The organism is Nostoc sp. KVJ20, from assembly GCF_001712795.1.
Lineage (GTDB): Bacteria > Cyanobacteriota > Cyanobacteriia > Cyanobacteriales > Nostocaceae > Nostoc.
This window is the reverse complement of the sequence record NZ_KV757671.1, coordinates 43,714-61,210: the sequence shown is the minus strand read 5'-3', so window position 1 is coordinate 61,210 and position 17,497 is coordinate 43,714. Positions and strand designations below refer to the sequence as shown.

Sequence of the window (17,497 nt, the reverse complement as noted above, 5' to 3'; positions counted from 1 at the left end):
TCTATGCCTAGAGCTACTGTAATTGGATTGGGAAAGTCCGGTGTTGCTGCGGCGAGATTGTTGAAACGGGAAGGTTGGGAGGTGGAGCTAAGTGATGGCAATACCTCCGAAGCCCTCCTGCAACAACAACAAGAACTCGCTGCCGAGCAAATAACCGTGAAACTAGGCCAATCCCTAGAATTGAATGGTGCTAATTTACCCCAATTAATAGTTGTTAGTCCTGGCGTGCCTTGGGATATTCCCGTATTAATTAAGGCACGCCAATTAGGTATTGAAACCATTGGCGAAATGGAACTCGCTTGGCGAAATTTGCGATTACTGCCTTGGGTAGGAATTACAGGTACTAACGGCAAAACTACTACCACAGCTTTAATTGCTGCCATTTTCCAAGCAGCAGAATTAAATGCCCCCGCTTGCGGTAATATTGGCTACGCCGCTTGTGATGTTGCCCTATCTAATAGGGGACAGGGGACAGGGGATAGGGGACAGGGGGATAGGGAAAGAGGTGGGGAAACTCAAATCCAAAATCCAAGTTGCGCTGGAAGCGCACCAAAGGTGCGACCTAAAATCCAAAATTGTATTGATTGGGTGATTGCGGAAGTTAGCAGCTATCAAATAGAATCTTCCGTCTCTCTTGCTCCCCGTATCGGTGTTTGGACGACTTTCACACCAGATCACCTCAGTCGCCATCAGACTTTAGAGAACTATTACAACATCAAAGCCAAGTTATTACGTCAGTCCGAGTTGCAAGTATTCAATGGCGATGATGCCTACTTGAGCCAGCTAGGTTTAAGTGCTTGGCCTGATGCCTATTGGACAAGTGTCAAAGGAAAAGATTTCCTGATTAGCGAAAAAGGCTTTTACATTGAGGACGGCTGGGTTGTGGAAAAATTAACTGCAACCTCTGCACCAGAACCGATTGTAAAGGTATCTACTTTGCGAATGGTGGGAGAACATAACCAGCAAAATCTCTTGATGGCAGTAGCAACGGCAAGATTAGCGGGAATTAATCGTGATGCGATCGCACTTGCGATTCGGGAATTCCCTGGTGTTGCCCATCGTTTGGAACATATCTGCACTTGGGAAGGTATTGATTTCATTAACGACAGCAAAGCCACTAACTACGATGCTGCCGAAGTTGGTTTAGCATCTGTACAAAGTCCAGCGATTTTAATTGCTGGTGGAGAAGCGAAAGCAGGTGATGATACTGGCTGGCTAGCAAAAATTCACTCCCAAGCTGCTGCTGTGTTATTGATTGGCTCTGCTGCACCCGCATTTGCCAAGCGTCTCCAAGAGGTAGGGTATCATACATACCATATTGTAGAAACTATGGAAAGGGCAGTTCCGAGAGCAGCAGAATTAGCTAAGGAATATCAAGCATCTGTGGTGTTGTTATCTCCAGCTTGCGCGAGTTTCGACCAATACCCGAATTTTGAGGTGCGGGGCGATCGCTTCCGTCAGTTATGCCTCGCTTGGACGGAAAGCTGGAAACCTCCCAGAGTAGAACATCCAGAGTTTGACAACTCTAATCAAGAGTCCATAGTTCAAAGTCGATAAGCATTGTTTTCCAACAAGTTTGTAGTAAGGACTTTAGTCCTTATTTTCTAGGCACTAAAGTTCTGACTACAAACTCTCAAAACTAATACCAATTCAATTAATGATTGCAACACATCCTTGGGTAAAGACGCGATTCATCGCGTCTCTACAAATGGTCTATTTGTCACATTCTTTTTTCAAATTGGTATAACTTGACAAATGTTAGAAAGATTGTTTAACGCTAATTTAGCGTATCAGGGGCTAAGTCGTCAGACAATTTACCTGGAACTGTAACCTCTTACCTGCTTGGTATTAAGTTGATGGCACACATTTGCAACTGGAAGGATCATGCTTTTGTGTGGCATTTTGAGGAGATCATATTGAACTAGCAGTTTCCCTAGCAGCTTCTCGCAGCCGCTCTACATCACGCATCGGTGGGGCACCAAAGAGCCGCTTGTACTCCCGGTTGAAGTGCGAGGCATCATCGTACCCCACTCGGTAGGCAGCACTGGTAGCGTCAAGGTTTTCCCCCAGCATCAGACGGCGAGCCTCCTGGAGCCGCAGTTGCTTCTGGAACTGCAAGGGACTCATTGCAGTGACAGACTTAAAGTGATGGTGAAACCCGGAGACACTCATTCCCATTTCTCGTGCGATGTTTTCAATCTTGATCGGTTCATTAAAGTCTTTACGAAGTCGCTCGACGGCTCTAGCAATGTGGTAAGTGTAGCCACCCAAAACTGCAATATGACGGAGCCGATTACCTTGCTCTCCTATGAGGAGTCGGTAAATAATTTCCCGCTTAATCAGTGGTGCGAGAACATGAGCTTCAGCAGGAGAATCTAGAAGCCTGACGAGCCGCACCACAGCGTCCAAAAGATTTACATTCAACGGACTTACGTCGATCGCTTTCACATCACCACGGCTGTGCGATGAGGGATACCCAGCCTCGACCATCACTGAGCCAACGAGGGTGGGGTCAAGATCGAGGCGAAGATTAAGGCACGGTTGCGCCTTTGATGCTTCCAGAATTTGGCTGGTGATCGGCAGTTCAACCGTAGCCAGCAGATAATGCATCGGGTCGTACTGATAGCGATCGCTACCCAGAAGAACTTCTTTTCTGCCCTGAGCGATCGCACAAAAGGCAGGAATAGAGACACTATGAACGCATTCCGAAGGTGAGGAGGCGCGGTTGAAGTGCAAACCTTTCAGTGGCTCAATCGTCCCATCATGACGAATCGCCTGGGCAATCCGCTCAGTCAGTTCGTCTCTGTAGGCTTGCGCTCTGTCTGCCTCGCGCTTTGCCTGTGGGTTGTTGATTAAATTGATATTGGCAGCGTTCATTTCTAAGTCTGCAGGATTGTACAACAATCTTAGACGATCGTCCTATTGCTTGCCCTTCAAAATGCCTAAGATGAAGCTAAAGCAAAGAAAAATGATTTCAGCTTCTTATAAGCACTCTGGATTTTTATTCAATATAAAACTCAGTTTCGATTGGGCAAGAGACTTGCCTACTAGCCATCGAAATGGCATCAAGTAAAGGAATTAAGAAAATGGACATTAAAAGAAGTGGCTCACAGCCTTCCGCTAAAGGGCAGGCTGAGTATTTTACCGGCATTGTCCGCGTTGACCCCCTGTTCGAGGCACACGATCCAGCACGCACATCTGGCGCTAGTGTCACGTTCGAACCTGCTGCTAGGACAGCATGGCATACCCACCCATTGGGACAAACCCTAATCGTGACGGCTGGCTGTGGACTTATACAGCGATGGGGCGGTGCGATCGAGGAAATTCGACCGGGGGACGCGATTTGGATCTCGCCGAGTGAGAAGCATTGGCACGGTGCGACAGCAACCACTTCCATGACGCACATTGCCATTCAGGAATGGCTCGATGGTAAACCTGTGGACTGGATAGAGCATGTCAGCGACGATCAGTATGGAGGAATATCTTAATGCTTTTGAGATGGTTTTCTATCAAGGGGAAAAACTGCCAGCAGAGAATGCTGATTTTAGTTCTCGCCCTAGTGATGTCCTTGAGTTACTCAGCCTGCCGTGCCGATAACAGTATGACTAGCAGCGCCTCGTTGAAGATACCAACTGAAATATCAACCAAGCAGGCAGACAGTATGCAGATAAACATCAAGGTCAAAGATAAAGTCGTTACAGCCACTTTGATCGACAGCAAAACCACTCAGGATTTTATTTCCCTGCTGCCATTAACGCTGACGTTAGAAGATTACGCGAGAACCGAAAAAGTCAGCGATCTGCCAAAAAAATTATCTACAGAAGATGCACCTCCAGGCAGCGATCCTGCTGTTGGAGATATTGCTTATTACGCTCCCTGGGGAAATTTGGCGATTTATTATCGAGATTTTGAATACTCAAATGGACTCGCGATCCTCGGAAAAATAGACGGTGGCATCGAGGCATTGAATGTGCCTGGCTCTGTAGAAGTGACAATCGAGCTTGTTCAATAGTTGCTCTGAACCCTTTTTGCAGGGGAATTTCAGTATCTTTCTCCCCTGCCTCTTCGGTCAGTCCATCTTCCCTAGGGATTGTTTAGTAAAAACTGAAAGTTGGAGACGGAAATGAAACTGCTTGCCACAACTATCGTGTCATTTTCCCTGCTTACTTCGGCGCTTGCTCATGCAGGTCAGACACAAGTTACATCAGACAATGACACACGGATAGTGGAGATCGCTCGGAAAGGTTCGCAGCCTTCTACTAGAGGATCAACCGAATATTTTACAGGTTCCGTCCGCATCGATCCCCTGTTTTCAGCACGCGACCCGTCACGCACGGCTGGCGCTAGTGTAACCTTCGAGCCGGGTGCTAGGACAGCGTGGCATACACATCCACTAGGACAAACCCTGATTGTGACGGCTGGGTCTGGTTATGTCCAGCAATGGGGAGGACAAATTCAGGAAATCAAACCAGGTGATGTTGTCCGAATTCCGCCCGGACTGAAACACTGGCATGGAGCTACAGCCACCACAGCCATGACGCACATTGCCATTCACGAAGAACTCGATGGCAAACCTGTGGACTGGCTGGAGCATGTCAGCGACGAGCAATATCCCAACTGATCTCCGCATCTGGTGGTTTTAAGACCTTGTTAGGTGAAGAATTAAAGGAAAAAAATCATGACAACGAACGAAAATGGAAAGTACACAGGAAAAGTTGCGTTTGTGACTGGAGCAGCGAACGGCATTGGTAGAGCTACGGCGCTGGCATTTGCCCGTGAGGGCGCTAATGTAGTGGTCGCCGACGTTTCAGAACAGGGCAATCAAGAAACGGCATACATGATCGAAGAACTCGGCGGACGAGTGCTTGCCGTTAAGTGCGATGTGACGCGAAGCGAGGACGTGAAGGCGGCTCTTTCCAAGACCATCGAGAGCTTCGGGCGGCTGGACTTTGCCTTCAACAACGCCGGTGTGGAGCAGAAAAATGCAGCAACAGCGGAAATCGAAGAGGAAGAATGGGATCGGATCGTAGACATCGATCTGCGCGGCGTTTTTCTGTGCATGAAGTATGAAATTCCGCTGCTACTCAAGCAAGGGGGCGGCGCGATCGTGAACACATCATCGGGTGCTGGGGTCATAGGCATCAAGGGCGGAGCCGCATACACTGCCGCAAAACACGGCGTAATCGGACTCACCAAGTCAGCGGCTCTCGACTATGCCTCGCAGAACATCCGCGTCAACGCCGTTGCCCCCGGTTACATTGACACACCGATGATGGATCGCTTCACTGGCGGCACTGCTGAAGGACGCAAGCAGGTAATCTCGGAGGAGCCTGTCGGGCGGATGGGTCAGCCCGAAGAGATTGCCAATGCCGTTGTCTGGCTGTGTTCAGACGCAGCTGCCTTCATCATCGGACACACCTTGGTCGTCGATGGCGGTCAAACGGTGCAGTGATTGTTCGTCGAACCGAAGCTAACCAATCCACACATTTGGAGAACTCAATGAAACACCTGGTTATACTACCCCTCTTGATTAGTACAATCAGCGCGACGACGGCGGCAGTTGCGCTCGACAAAACGCGCACCTCGCATAATATCTCCCAAGCACCCGCCCAGAACTCCACTGTGGTCGAGGGGGCAGACAACTTCTATAAGAGTGACAAGGTGACTATGCAGAAAGTTACGTTCAAAAACCAATACAACATGCAAGTTGCTGGGACTCTCTTCATTCCCAAAACCTTGAATCAGAGCGCCAAGAATCCCGCAATCATCGTTGGGCACCCAATGGGTGCAGTCAAAGAACAAAGCTCGAATCTGTACGCTCAAAAACTGGCTGAACAGGGATTCGTCACCTTGTCCCTTGATTTGTCCTTCTGGGGCGAGAGTGAGGGGCTGCCCCGCAACGTTGTTGCGCCAGATATTTATGCTGAGGATTTCAGTGCTGCGGTGGATTTTCTGGGTACTCGGCCATTCATTGACAGGAACCGGATTGGCGTTCTTGGGATTTGCGGCAGCGGCAGCTTCGTCATCAGCGCCGCCAAGATTGACCCGCGGATGAAGGCCATTGCGACGGTAAGTATGTATGATATGGGTGCGGCCAACCGTAACGGGCTTAGGCATTCTACGACCCTCGAACAGAGAAAGAAAGCGATCGCGGAGGCGGCTGAACAGCGCTATGTGGAGTTCACGGGTGGCGAGACCAAATACACTGGCGGGACGGTGCATGAACTCAACGAGAACTCCACCGCCATTGAGCGTGAGTTTTACGACTTCTACCGCACTCCCAGGGGCGAATACACCCCCAAAGGTTCGTCACCGAACCTGACAACGCACCCGACGCTTACCAGCAACGTCAAATTCATGAACTTCTACCCGTTCAACGACATCGAGACGATTTCGCCTCGTCCCATGCTGTTAATCACGGGGGCAGATGCACACTCCAGAGAGTTTAGTGAAGATGCTTATAAGCGTGCAGCCGAACCAAAGGAACTTTATATTGTTCCGGAGTCCGGGCACGTCGATCTTTACGACCGGGTGAACCTCATCCCCTGGGACAAACTTCAGTCCTTCTTCATTCAGCATCTTAGCAAGTAAGGATCTTAAATAAGGTAGGTGACGGCGTTTCCTAACGCACCCTACAGAATTACAGGTTATTTGATCCACGATCCTAAGCGAACAACTGGCAAGAGCCACAGGAATGTAAACAACTAGGAGCATCCATTCATGTCCAACACGAAAGCTTATGCCGCAGCTAGTGCAACATATGGGCATGAGCTTTTCCGGCCCGCCTAAAGACATGCAGGAGACGACCGCCCTGCTTCGGGCTGCCGTCGATCGCGGCGTTACATTTTTTGACACCGCTGAGGTCTATGGCCCGTTCACCAACGAAGAGCTTGTGGGAGAAGCCCTCGCTCCCTTCCGCGGGCAAGTGGCGATCGCTACCAAATTTTTCGTGATTTTCAGCATTCCTACCCAACACATTAATCAACCAATGGGGCGATTTCCGGGATTGACTGCATGAATATATTCACTACCCGATCGCGGTCTTCCTCGTTTATAATAAGCTTCTTCTGGTTTACCCCATCCTAGCTGCAAAATCATTTCCAAAAAGCTAGAATTTTCCCACTTGCACAAACTTGCCCATTCTGTTCTTTGAACAATTATTTCTAAATCAGATGTGGCAATTTGTTGGTATTGTTTACTATTATTAAAACTCAAGTATAAATCCATCCCTATAGAGACTTCATACCAAAATTCTACGATGGAATTTTTAGCAGCTTTTAATATCTCTAAGTCGCAATTGAGGGCAATTAACTCAGTATCTATTTCGGGATAGTGCAACTTTTTTCCTTTAACTGTCAATTCCCGCCAGATAATACCGGAAACTCGATTTTCTTTCTGATATTCGTGAATTGCAGTTTTGAAATCTTGATAAGCAGTGAACTGTTGCAGCCCATCAGTGCTGATAAACTGGTCAATTACAGGATTGCCAGAGACCGTCATTTCTAATTTTAGACGTTTTCCTTTGAGGCAAGCTTGGCGTTCGGCTGCCAAAATTTGAATTAGTTCCTGGGTGGTGTAAACCTGTGACATCAGAATACACTCTAGTTAGTCATTGGTCATTAGTCATTAGTCATTAGTCAGTTTTTGCGGACTTATGGACTATAGATTAACTCTGTAATCTGTTAAAACAGATATTTCAATATTATGCTTTGGCATCGGCAGAAATGTAGTAACAGATATCACTAAAAATGAGGGCAGACCAATTTGGTCTACCCCATAAGTTACCTAGCTAACTCACTACTGAACTCATTGAAGGCTCGTCGCTTTAGCTGTGCTGTTTCGGTGCGTGGTAATAAATCAAAGATTTTGCGAAATTCATCGTCTATTTCTTCAAAAGGTACTTGACCCTTTTTATTCAAAACTACCTCACCTGATTTATTAAATACTACGACTTGCGGAACACCCCCAGAATAGTAATATCCTGGTTCTGTAGGATCGTAAGTTTCTTTGGGCGGGATAGTATCTACATTAATCGGCATAATTTCTGCTACCCGACCATAGAATTCCTGTACCCGTGAAATGGAAATGGCATATCTTTTAGAATCGCTGCTGTCATCTAAATAAAAAGCCAAAAATACGGGTTTATGCTCCGCTAAAGTCTGTGCGAGTGACTGTCTCGGTGGAACTAATGAACCATTGCCAGCATAAACGACAAAAATGTTGCCATCATATAAATCATTATCAAGACCAGCATACGCAGGTTGCATACTTATAATGAAAAGACTTGCAAGCAACAACAGGCATTTGGACAACCGCCTTTGCCAGCCAGTAATTTGTTTATGTAAAAAAAGAAACTTTGTGCTATTCATCAAAAGGAACCTTGCAAGCTACTACTTGTCGTGATTTTGTGCTGAATTCAGCAAACTGGGCTGGATATGTAATTACGCCCATGCACTATTTTTTTAAGATAACGCTTACTGAGATTATCTCTCGCAAGTGGCTGGTACTGCTATGCGGAAGTCAAAACAGAGGTAAAGTAGTGCAACTATAAGGCTCAACAATCCAAAATCGAAAATTCAAAATTGGTATGACTGGCTTTTTCACCCAGGATTCGCTAAACTCACAAGATTAAATTTGTAACTTAAAGACTATCAATTAGCAACCGCCAGAAGACTAGGGTACAGATATGGGAAAGAAAATACAATTCATAGATAGACTGCGATTAGGTTTCGCGGTGTCAGTAGCAAAAAGTGTGACGTTTATAGTGCGATCGCTGCGTCTAGGTGCTGCTAGTGTGTTACCAGGCTCGATTGCTCGTCGCATTGAACCCCGACTTTTACAATTATTGAGTCAGCAAGTTAAAAACGGGGTGATTTTAATTGCCGGTACTAATGGCAAAACCACTACAGCACTACTGTTATGCACAATACTAGAACGCAAGGGTTTTCGCGTCACTCATAATTCTACAGGTGCAAATCTGGAAAATGGCTTGATGACGGCGCTGTTGGAAAGCACCAACTTACTAGGTACGCTAAATACTGATTACGCCATTTTGGAAGTTGACGAAAATATTGTCCCAAGAGTATTAGCGCCACTCCAGCCGCGAATTATTCTCTGTTTAAACTTGTTCCGTGACCAACTCGATAGGTACGGCGAAGTAGACACAATTAGTAAGCGTTGGACAAAAGTTATTTCTACCCTACCAACAGAAACGGTAGTAATTCCCAATGCTGATGACCCAACTTTATCTAACCTCGGTCAGCAGTTACCCCAACGGGTGTTATTCTTTGGCTTGAATGAACCAGAAAATTATCTGGAAGCAATTCCTCACGCTGTTGATTCTATCTATTGTCCCAAATGTGGACATTCTTTAGATTACAAGGGTGTTTATTTGTCTCATTTAGGAGATTTTACTTGTCCCAAGTGTGGTTTTACTAAAAGTAAACCGACTCTAGAAAGTAGTGAATGGTCGCAAATTCTGGTTGGTTTGTACAACAAATATAATACTTTGGCTGCTGCTACTGCGGCTATTGAGTTAGGAGTTGATGAAGCAACAATCAGAGATACTATTAACACCTTCCAAGCTGCCTTTGGTCGGGCTGAAGATTTAGTAATTGACGGTAAACGCGTGCGGATATTGTTATCAAAAAATCCTGTAGGAACGAATGAAACCATTCGCGTAGTTACTCAAAGCACAGATAAAACTACACTGCTGGTATTGAACGATCGCACGCCCGATGGTACTGATGTATCCTGGATTTGGGACGTGGATACGGAGAAATTAGTCGAACGCGGCGGGACTTTAGTAGTGAGTGGCGATCGCGTCTATGATATGGCACTACGTCTACGTTACAGCGAAAAGTCTGGTGAGAGCAAGTTAAATCTGATTGTCGAAGAAGATTTGAAACAAGCGATCGCTACTGCATTAGAGCATACACCAGAGAATGAAACTTTACACATTCTGCCCACTTACTCAGCCATGTTAGAAGTGCGAGAAGTTCTGACTGGTCGTAAAATCCTTTAATTTGTCATTTGTCATTTGTCATTGGTCATTGGTCATTGGTTATTCTCCCCCATTCCCAATTCCCCATTCTCAAAATTTATGAGTTCTCAACAACTAGAATTAACAATAGGCTGGCTTTATCCGACGCTGATGAGTACCTATGGCGATCGCGGTAATGTAATTACTATAGAGCGTCGCGCTCAGTGGCGGGGATACGATGTTAAAGTGTTACCCCTAGATCAAAATTCCACAGCCGCAGATATTAAAACTGTAGATGTCATAGTTGGTGGTGGCGCACAAGACCGTCAGCAAGAAATTGTCATGCGGGATTTGCAAGGTGCAAAAGCTGACGCGATGCGCGAAAAAATCGAAAATGGAACACCGGGAGTATTTACTTGCGGTTCCCCCCAACTGCTGGGACATTATTATGAACCAGGTTTAGGACAAAGGATTGATGGTTTGGGAATACTCGATTTAGTTTCCGTCCATCCTGGTGAAAATACTAAGCGCTGTATTGGTAACTTAGTAATTGAAGTTACAGCTTCACGTTTAGCGCGAGATTTAAAAGAGATGACGGGTAGCACACCATATTTGGTAGGCTTTGAAAATCACGGTGGACGTACCAAACTGGGAAAAGTGGAAGCTTTGGGGCGAGTGGTATATGGTTTGGGAAATAATGGTGAAGATGGGACAGAAGGAGCATTTTATCAGAATGCGATCGCTACTTATTCTCACGGCCCTTTATTACCGAAAAATCCTTTTGTCGCCGATTGGTTAATTCAAACAGCGCTACGGCTAAAGTATGAGGAAGCGATCGCGCTGTCGCCTTTAGATGATAGTTTGGCTATACAAGCAAGAGAAGCAATGTTTAAGCGCTTGAAAGTGAGTTTGCCAACTGTTGCTACAACAAAAGCTTAATGTGAGTTTGCTTTTTACTCTTTTGAAACGTTAATAATTAAAGGAGAAGTCAGAATTCAGAGTGTAATCAGTGGCGGATTTAGACCCACCACTGAATTATTGCACCACAAAATTTTCTTATTTTGTGCGCTGTTTCACTTTTATTCAAAAGCTAGAATAATGTTTAATTACAGTTCTAATCAGGCTAGCTTCGATTATTCAGGTTCACCATCTATGTAGATGCTGGCTTTTTTTTGAGGACTTTATTCATCAAACCAAGTACCAACAGACCGAAAATTGCACCAGGTTCAGGAATAGCAGTTGCGGTCAAATTACCACCAAGATCCAACCTACAGTTTGGGTATGTGTCGCACACTTCTGGTGAAAGGTCATCCTTCAAGAATATCTTAGCCGTTGGCAATCCTTGTTCGGCATTTAGGTAAGTATAAAAATCTAATCCTGTCACATCTGTTGCAAAGTCAATTCCCAAATCAAAACCATTAGATGTGTCAAAATTACCAGTTTGTAGAACAGTCTTTGTGACTGTATCAAAATTGAAATTGAAAGTACTGTCCGATTGTGGAAAATCGTAGTTGAAGTTTTGCAATAAACTTCCTTCTGGGTTGAAGAAAGAAATTGCAAAATTAGTCAGTTGATCCTTTGTGACAACGCTTCCAAGGAAACTATCATCATAGCTGAACTGCCCCTGAGCAGAATAACCTTGATCTCCTAACCAATCAAGCCGATAAGAAGCAGCATCAGCACTGGAAACGGTCATTAAAGTAGCTATAGAACTGAAAGCGGCAACAGCTACAGTAGCTTTGATTTGGTTACGAATGCTTTTCATTTTCTTGATAAAAGTAATAGATTCTGATGTTGTATTCGTCTGCAAACTTTTCATCAGTATGGAAGTCAATACTGATTATTCATTAAAAGATGAACTATATAAAGTGAATTCATCTACCTAAATAGTGAGATTAAACACAGCATTAATCACTGAAATAGGTTAGAAAAATTGTATCATCCGCAGTCAAAAATCTGCTGATATATGTTGATTGTTTTTTGTAAGATAAGCCAAAAATCTATAATTTATACTAATAAAATGTCTTGCATCTCTTAAATTATTCTTTAACTTATCTTAAATAAATGATGTATTGCTGGCCCTGGTTTTTATTATTTTATTTAGATTATTGTTTTTGCAAATTTAAGATATTAGAACTCAATATTTTATAAAGTTTATTCTTTTATCTACTTGTTTATATATAGTTCTAGACTTTAGGCAGCTGGTTTATTTGAATGTATGCATAAATTTGCCAAAAATCAGGCAGATTTCATATAAATTCACCTTTTATTTACTAACCCTAAATTAAATAAAGCATTACCCAAACTTAATCAAGATCAAATATTTTTGCTTCAGCATTCTTTTTTAAGTAACCAAACCATCCTCATGACATTCTCAAGACGTAAATTCTTTGCAGTAGCAGGTACAACTGCTGTCGGCACCTTGATGGTGTCTCCTATGGAAAGTCTTCTAGCCAGACAAGCTTTTGGTCGAAGATTTGGTAAAGGATATGGGCCACTTGTACCAGATCCCAAAGGCTTATTGGATTTACCATCTGGATTTCAGTATCGAACTTTTTCTCTAACAGGTGAACTCATGAACGATGGCACTAAAGTGCCTGGTGGTCATGATGGCATGGCAGCTTTTCCTGGCCCCAGAAATACAGTTATTCTGGTTCGTAATCACGAACTTAGCCCTACATCTGCTACACAAGTCCAAGGTCCAAATCCTTATGATCCATTTTGTAAGGGCGGCACAACAAATTTGGTTGTTGGACGCGATCGCCAGCTAATCAAACAATTCACTTCTTTAAGCGGAACTTTTCGTAACTGTGCAGGTGGGCTAACTCCTTGGGGTTCATGGATTAGTTCTGAAGAGAACACTTCTACTCCGACTTCCTTTCCGATCGGCAATAGAAACTATGTCTCGAAGTTCCACGGTTATAACTTTGAAGTTCCAGCTAGCGTCACTTCTGCTGTAAAGCCTGAGCCTTTAATAGCTATGGGACGCTTTAACCATGAAGCTGTTGCTGTAGACCCTAAAACAGGAATTGTCTATGAAACTGAAGATACGGGAGATAGTCTCTTCTACCGTTTTATCCCGAAAGTACGTGGCAAGTTAAAAGAAGGAGGCACTCTTCAAGCCTTAAAATTCAAAGATATCTTTCAAGCACAAACTTTTGCGGATTTCCCCAAGGGGAAGCCTATGAAAGTCGAATGGGTCACGATTACTGATCCCAATCCACCTCAAGATACTGTACGAGTAGAAGGTTTTGCAAAAGGAGCGGCCCAGTTTGCTCGTGGGGAAGGTATCTGGTATGGTAACGGTGAAATTTACTTTTGCTGTACAAGTGGCGGTGCTTTAGGTCTTGGTCAAGTCTGGCGCTATATTCCGGCTAAAGAGACAATTGAACTGTTTGTCGAGTCTACATCTGCTGCCGAACTGGAAAATCCAGATAACATCGTTGTTTCACCTTATGGTGATCTCATTCTTTGTGAAGATGGAGATGATGAGCAGTTCTTAGTAGGTGTTACTCCCAAAGGAGAACTTTATCAATTTGCGCGTAATGCTCTGAATACGAGCGAGTTCGCTGGTGCTTGCTTCTCACCTGATGGTAAGACTTTGTTTGTCAACATCCAAACTCCTGGTATTACTTTCGCAATTTGGGGCCCTTGGACAAGTCATAGAGGCTAATATAAAGTCGTAATATCAATGTCAGCGTAGACTTAGCCCGCCGCACGTATCGCTACTATATCGTTGAAATCGTTGAATTATCTTAGGTAAGCAGACAAGGGGAGGAGAAGACAATTCTCTTCCCCTTGTCTTTTGATTGACACCTTGAGAGTACCGCCTGAAATCGACTCTGCCATAAAAGCTATTTGCTGGGTAAATTGGGATATAGAACCAGAAAATTTTCTGTGTAAACTTGCCCAGCAAATGGTATGAAAAACTATTATCAAGATTTTTTAATTCGTGATTGGGTGGAAAGCGATCGCACGAGAGCCGCTGAAGTCATCAGTTATGTATTATCGGAATACGGTCTAGGTTGGGAACCAAAGGGCGCTGACCGAGATGTGCTGCGAGTAGAGGAATATTATTTAGCTACTGGGGGAGAGTTTTGGGTAATTGAACACCAAAGCCAGTTAGTCGGTACTGGGGCATACTACCCCATCCACCGAGGTGAAAAAGCTGTAGAAATCCGCAAAATGTATCTTTTGCCCAGCATCAGGGGTTTGGGATTAGGGAAATATTTGTTACAACAGCTAGAAGCAGCGATCGCAGAGCGTGGTTTTCAACAAATTTGGATTGAAACCGCCAGCGTTTTGGTGGAAGCAGTCAAGCTGTATGAAAGCAACGGCTACACTCCAGCAACGGGAGTAGAAACAACAAGGTGCGATCGCGTCTATTTTAAGTCATTGGTCATTAGTCATTAGTCATTGGTCGTTGGTCGTTGGTCGTTGGTCATTGGTCATTGGTCATTGGTCATTAGCTAAGGACAAATGACAAATGACAACTGACAAAGGACAATTCTAAAATGCACACTTGGATTAAAAATCTCACAGGCTTACTCAATCTTTTTCTTCAATCCCATTGCCCTCTATGTCAACGCGCAACCTCGCAAGAATTCTGTCAGAACTGCACCAGACAACTGCAAAAATGTCAACGTAAAGACCCGATTTCTCTATGGAAAGAACCCATACCAGTGTTTGGCTGGGGAGAGTATGGTGGCCCCGTGAAACGAGCGATCGCGGCGATGAAATACGAAAATCAGCCCCAAATAGCTCGTCCTTTGGGTCAATGGTTAGGAGAAGCATGGTTGTTAAATTCACCGAAGCGAGATAGCCAGCCTGTGGTAGTTCCCATCCCACTCCACGCTAGCAAGCAAAAGAAACGTAAATATAATCAAGCTGCACTGATTGCAGAGAGCTTCTGCGAAATAACTGGATTAAAATTAAAACTAGACGGTTTAGCTAGAGTGCGAGAAACGGAAGCGCAATTTGGTTTATCGGTATCTAAACGAGAACAAAACTTGGCCGAAGCTTTTGCTGTTGGACAAGAATTTCGCGATCGTCCCCCAAGTGTCCCAGTGCTGTTAGTGGACGACATTTATACTACTGGTGCTACTGCCAGGTCTGCTGTGCAAACACTTCGTCAGTATGGAATTGTGGTCTTAGGATTAGTAGCAGTAGCCACTACCGCCAAAGATGGATAAATCCAGGCTTAATGGACAAACTTTGGCTGAAAAGTGGATAAATTGACCAATTTACCTTATTTTTGTAGAAACATTCCTTGAAGTGTATATGAATAAAGTTTTTGCGGCAGGTTTAAAACAACTCATCGTTATTCCTGCTACATTGCTGGCAATAGGCATCAGTACAAGTGCAGCTTTTGCTCAAAATAAATTGTATAGTCCAATACCTTTATCTAACAGCACTGAACTTGCCGATAGCCTCTCAGACAAAGATATTCCCACAGGTCAAGGTGGGTTTGCCCGTGATTACACAGTGAACTTACAGAAGGGCGATAATTTAGCAGTTGACCTTTCATCTGAAAGCTTTGACAGCATCATCACACTTCTAGCACCTGATGGTTCGACTCTGGCAGAAAATGATGACGGCCCTGATGGTAGTAGCAATTCACTACTATTTACTCGCATCGTAGAGACAGGGAATTATGTTATTCGTGTCCGGTCTTTTGGGGAAACTGGGGTTGGGGCTTTTAAACTTAAGGTGACAAAGTTGCAACCGATTAAATGAAGTAGTCATTTGTCATTTGTCATTTGTCATTAGCCATTAATAAAGAGTTACTCTCCCCTGTCCCCTGTCCCCTGTCCCCTGTCCCCTGTCCCCTCATTTTTTAAAAGGCGGTCAATACGCAGAGAAATAAGGCTTCAGTCCATTCGACGACTGCGCCGTAGGTGTCTCCGGTGTGTCCGCCTAGTTTGTGGTTGAACCATGCACCAGTTAAAGTGGCGATCGCACTTCCAGCAATTATCATTGCCAGTGCGAAAAATAGCTGCTGTTTATCTATCAGCACAAGTAAACCACTCAAACTCAACAACAACAACAATCCCGGTAACAAATCTTTGTAAGAACGAATAGCTTGTTTATGAAATGCACCTTTGCCAGTTGGTTTCAGGTAAGGGTATTGCGCGATCGCTAGCTGCTGTCCCCAACGTCCCCAGCCACAAGCAGCCATCAGCAACAAGCAACGGTTTTCTGGTATATCCGTCAAAGCTGTTATTTTTAGTATCACCAAGGCGATCGCAGCCATTGCCCCAAAGGCTCCTGTAGCACTATCTACCATCACCTCCAGTCGTCGATCTGGATCACCTACTGCTAAACCATCGGCAGTATCCATTGCCCCATCTAAATGCAATCCTCCAGTAATGGCAATCCAAATACTTACTACCAAAGCACTACGAGTTAGCACGGGCATACCAAGATAATCCATCCCCGTATCCAGAAACCCTAAAATTCCCCCAATTATCAATCCTACAAGGGAAGCAAGACGTGCCACTCCCCCAAAGTCCAATGCGTTCAAATAAGGTAGTGGAATACTTGTGTAAAATATAATACTAGCTGCCAGCTTTAACAGCAGCTTTTTCCACCACTGTTGCTGTTTCGTCATCAGAGTTACATTAATTTTTGGTAAATTGCTGGATAATGGATTTGATTTCGGTACAACCGACATAACCAGATTTTAAAACTTTAGATAAGATTTACTTCTATCAGATATTCTCCTGGAAAATTTTGTTATGCTGGTCTAAGTGGATAGTCAGTGCTTTTGAGTACTTTTTTATACGAAAACAAGTAATTTAGGAAGTTAAAATTCCATCAGGGAGCAAAATTTGTGTTTTGTATTCGTTAACTAAAAACTTACTCCAAATTATTAGACGATTGCCCCATAAAATTGATATTTTTTTAAATGTAGGGAGTAAACAAGCTATTCGATTATGACAGTTTAGCTCTGTTGTTGCTCTCCTTAGCTCAATCGCTATTTTCCTATGAGTCACCATCTACCCGACACCAGGATACCAGCTCCGTGCATTATTAACACGGGCATTATTGTGAATAAGCTCGACATCCGGCGATTGCTGGCGGATTTAGGTCGAGTCCACTACATCTACACCCACGAAGATAAGGTACTGAGCGAGGGTGAAGGGGATGTGATGGAAGTTTTTGCCAATCCGCAAAGGTCTACCTTAGTGGCTAACCACGCGCTATATTTGAATGTTTGTAGTTTTGATTACTTGGAACTAAAACAGTCACCGCAACAAGAAACCTACTTCGATTTGATGCAAGAAGGAGTGTGTCTGCGGTTGATTCCCCGCTCAACCCCCTTACAAGAACGACGAGAGCGAAGCTTCAATGTCAGTGCCATAGAAGCGATGATGGAGCAAGTACTCTCAGCCAGGTGGGATGCAGAAATCGACGATGACTGTTGTGATTCTTTCTAAATAACAATTATTGCAGTATATACTCCTAAAGTTGGTAACTAGGTTAGTCGTGAATGCTTAAGTGTTCACTAAAACT

The 17,497-nt window shown here is 44.3% G+C and carries 19 protein-coding genes; 14 read left to right on the top strand and 5 right to left on the bottom strand.

What is annotated here, in order from left to right; translation table 11 throughout:
• The first annotated feature begins 3 nt into the window (after positions 1-3).
• Positions 4-1,557, top strand: a complete 1,554-nt coding sequence (murD, locus tag A4S05_RS26510; protein WP_256091178.1) for a UDP-N-acetylmuramoyl-L-alanine--D-glutamate ligase — start codon at positions 4-6, stop codon at positions 1,555-1,557.
• Between the two features lie 354 nt (positions 1,558-1,911).
• On the opposite strand, the gene A4S05_RS26505 is transcribed toward murD, so the two are convergent.
• Positions 1,912-2,877: an AraC family transcriptional regulator gene (locus A4S05_RS26505; RefSeq protein ID WP_069072771.1), complete on the bottom strand. Its 966-nt coding sequence runs from the start codon at positions 2,875-2,877 to the stop codon at positions 1,912-1,914.
• 182 nt (positions 2,878-3,059) lie between these two features.
• Between A4S05_RS26505 and A4S05_RS26500 the strand changes: the two genes are divergently transcribed.
• The 6 genes from A4S05_RS26500 to A4S05_RS39425 all read left to right on the top strand — a co-directional run bounded on the left by A4S05_RS26500 (position 3,060) and on the right by A4S05_RS39425 (position 7,018).
• On the top strand, positions 3,060-3,488 hold the full coding sequence (locus A4S05_RS26500) for a (R)-mandelonitrile lyase (RefSeq protein WP_370684491.1): 429 nt from the start codon (positions 3,060-3,062) through the stop codon (positions 3,486-3,488).
• Positions 3,488-4,012 carry a cyclophilin-like fold protein gene (locus A4S05_RS26495; RefSeq protein ID WP_069072770.1) on the top strand — a complete coding sequence of 175 codons (525 nt, stop codon included), beginning with the start codon at positions 3,488-3,490 and terminating at the stop codon, positions 4,010-4,012. Before A4S05_RS26500 ends, A4S05_RS26495 begins: the two co-directional genes overlap by 1 nt.
• A 111-nt stretch (positions 4,013-4,123) precedes the next feature.
• The gene (locus A4S05_RS26490; protein WP_069072769.1) at positions 4,124-4,621 is read left to right on the top strand and encodes a (R)-mandelonitrile lyase; all 498 of its coding nucleotides are present in this window, start codon (positions 4,124-4,126) and stop codon (positions 4,619-4,621) included.
• A 57-nt stretch (positions 4,622-4,678) separates the two neighbouring features.
• Positions 4,679-5,452: an SDR family oxidoreductase gene (locus tag A4S05_RS26485; RefSeq protein WP_069072768.1), complete on the top strand. Its 774-nt coding sequence runs from the start codon at positions 4,679-4,681 to the stop codon at positions 5,450-5,452.
• A 47-nt stretch (positions 5,453-5,499) separates the two neighbouring features.
• Positions 5,500-6,591 (top strand): alpha/beta hydrolase, encoded by a 1,092-nt coding sequence (locus A4S05_RS26480; RefSeq protein WP_069072767.1) that lies wholly within the window; start codon positions 5,500-5,502, stop codon positions 6,589-6,591.
• A gap of 148 nt (positions 6,592-6,739) precedes the next feature.
• Positions 6,740-7,018: an aldo/keto reductase gene (locus A4S05_RS39425; protein WP_370684490.1), complete on the top strand. Its 279-nt coding sequence runs from the start codon at positions 6,740-6,742 to the stop codon at positions 7,016-7,018.
• On the opposite strand, the gene A4S05_RS26470 is transcribed toward A4S05_RS39425, so the two are convergent.
• Positions 6,982-7,590, bottom strand: a complete 609-nt coding sequence (locus A4S05_RS26470) for a hypothetical protein (protein ID WP_069072765.1) — start codon at positions 7,588-7,590, stop codon at positions 6,982-6,984. The two genes, A4S05_RS39425 and A4S05_RS26470, sit on opposite strands and share 37 nt — an antisense overlap.
• Before the next feature lie 191 nt (positions 7,591-7,781).
• Complete coding sequence (locus A4S05_RS26465; protein WP_069072764.1) at positions 7,782-8,369, bottom strand: thylakoid membrane photosystem I accumulation factor; 588 nt, start codon at positions 8,367-8,369, stop codon at positions 7,782-7,784.
• A gap of 317 nt (positions 8,370-8,686) precedes the next feature.
• On the opposite strand from A4S05_RS26465, the gene A4S05_RS26460 reads away from it, so the two are divergent.
• Together A4S05_RS26460 and A4S05_RS26455 are read left to right on the top strand one after the other, a co-directional pair.
• Positions 8,687-10,024, top strand: coding sequence for a Mur ligase family protein (locus A4S05_RS26460; protein WP_069072763.1), 1,338 nt, complete (start codon positions 8,687-8,689; stop codon positions 10,022-10,024).
• Positions 10,025-10,102: 78 nt separating this feature from the next.
• Positions 10,103-10,921: a type 1 glutamine amidotransferase gene (locus A4S05_RS26455; RefSeq protein ID WP_069072762.1), complete on the top strand. Its 819-nt coding sequence runs from the start codon at positions 10,103-10,105 to the stop codon at positions 10,919-10,921.
• Positions 10,922-11,132: 211 nt separating this feature from the next.
• Here A4S05_RS26455 and A4S05_RS26450 read toward each other — a convergent pair whose 3' ends face one another.
• Positions 11,133-11,747 (bottom strand): PEP-CTERM domain protein, encoded by a 615-nt coding sequence (locus A4S05_RS26450; RefSeq protein ID WP_069072793.1) that lies wholly within the window; start codon positions 11,745-11,747, stop codon positions 11,133-11,135.
• Between the two features lie 600 nt (positions 11,748-12,347).
• Here A4S05_RS26450 and A4S05_RS26445 point away from each other — a divergent pair.
• From A4S05_RS26445 to A4S05_RS26430, 4 genes are all read left to right on the top strand, one after another.
• The gene (locus A4S05_RS26445; protein WP_069072761.1) at positions 12,348-13,655 is read left to right on the top strand and encodes an alkaline phosphatase PhoX; all 1,308 of its coding nucleotides are present in this window, start codon (positions 12,348-12,350) and stop codon (positions 13,653-13,655) included.
• Positions 13,656-13,903: 248 nt separating this feature from the next.
• On the top strand, positions 13,904-14,395 hold the full coding sequence (locus tag A4S05_RS26440; protein WP_069072760.1) for a GNAT family N-acetyltransferase: 492 nt from the start codon (positions 13,904-13,906) through the stop codon (positions 14,393-14,395).
• Positions 14,396-14,496: 101 nt separating this feature from the next.
• A complete protein-coding gene (locus tag A4S05_RS26435; protein ID WP_069072759.1) occupies positions 14,497-15,174 on the top strand; it encodes a ComF family protein in 678 nt (225 codons plus the stop codon).
• Positions 15,175-15,262: 88 nt separating this feature from the next.
• On the top strand, positions 15,263-15,718 hold the full coding sequence (locus tag A4S05_RS26430; protein WP_069072758.1) for a PPC domain-containing protein: 456 nt from the start codon (positions 15,263-15,265) through the stop codon (positions 15,716-15,718).
• A gap of 100 nt (positions 15,719-15,818) precedes the next feature.
• Here the strand turns inward: A4S05_RS26430 and cobS are convergent, their stop codons facing one another.
• Entirely contained in the window at positions 15,819-16,592 is a 774-nt protein-coding gene (gene cobS / locus A4S05_RS26425) for an adenosylcobinamide-GDP ribazoletransferase (protein ID WP_069072792.1), read from the bottom strand.
• A 376-nt stretch (positions 16,593-16,968) separates the two neighbouring features.
• On the opposite strand from cobS, the gene A4S05_RS26420 reads away from it, so the two are divergent.
• Positions 16,969-17,421, top strand: a complete 453-nt coding sequence (locus A4S05_RS26420) for a hypothetical protein (RefSeq protein ID WP_069072757.1) — start codon at positions 16,969-16,971, stop codon at positions 17,419-17,421.
• Positions 17,422-17,497 lie beyond the last annotated feature (76 nt).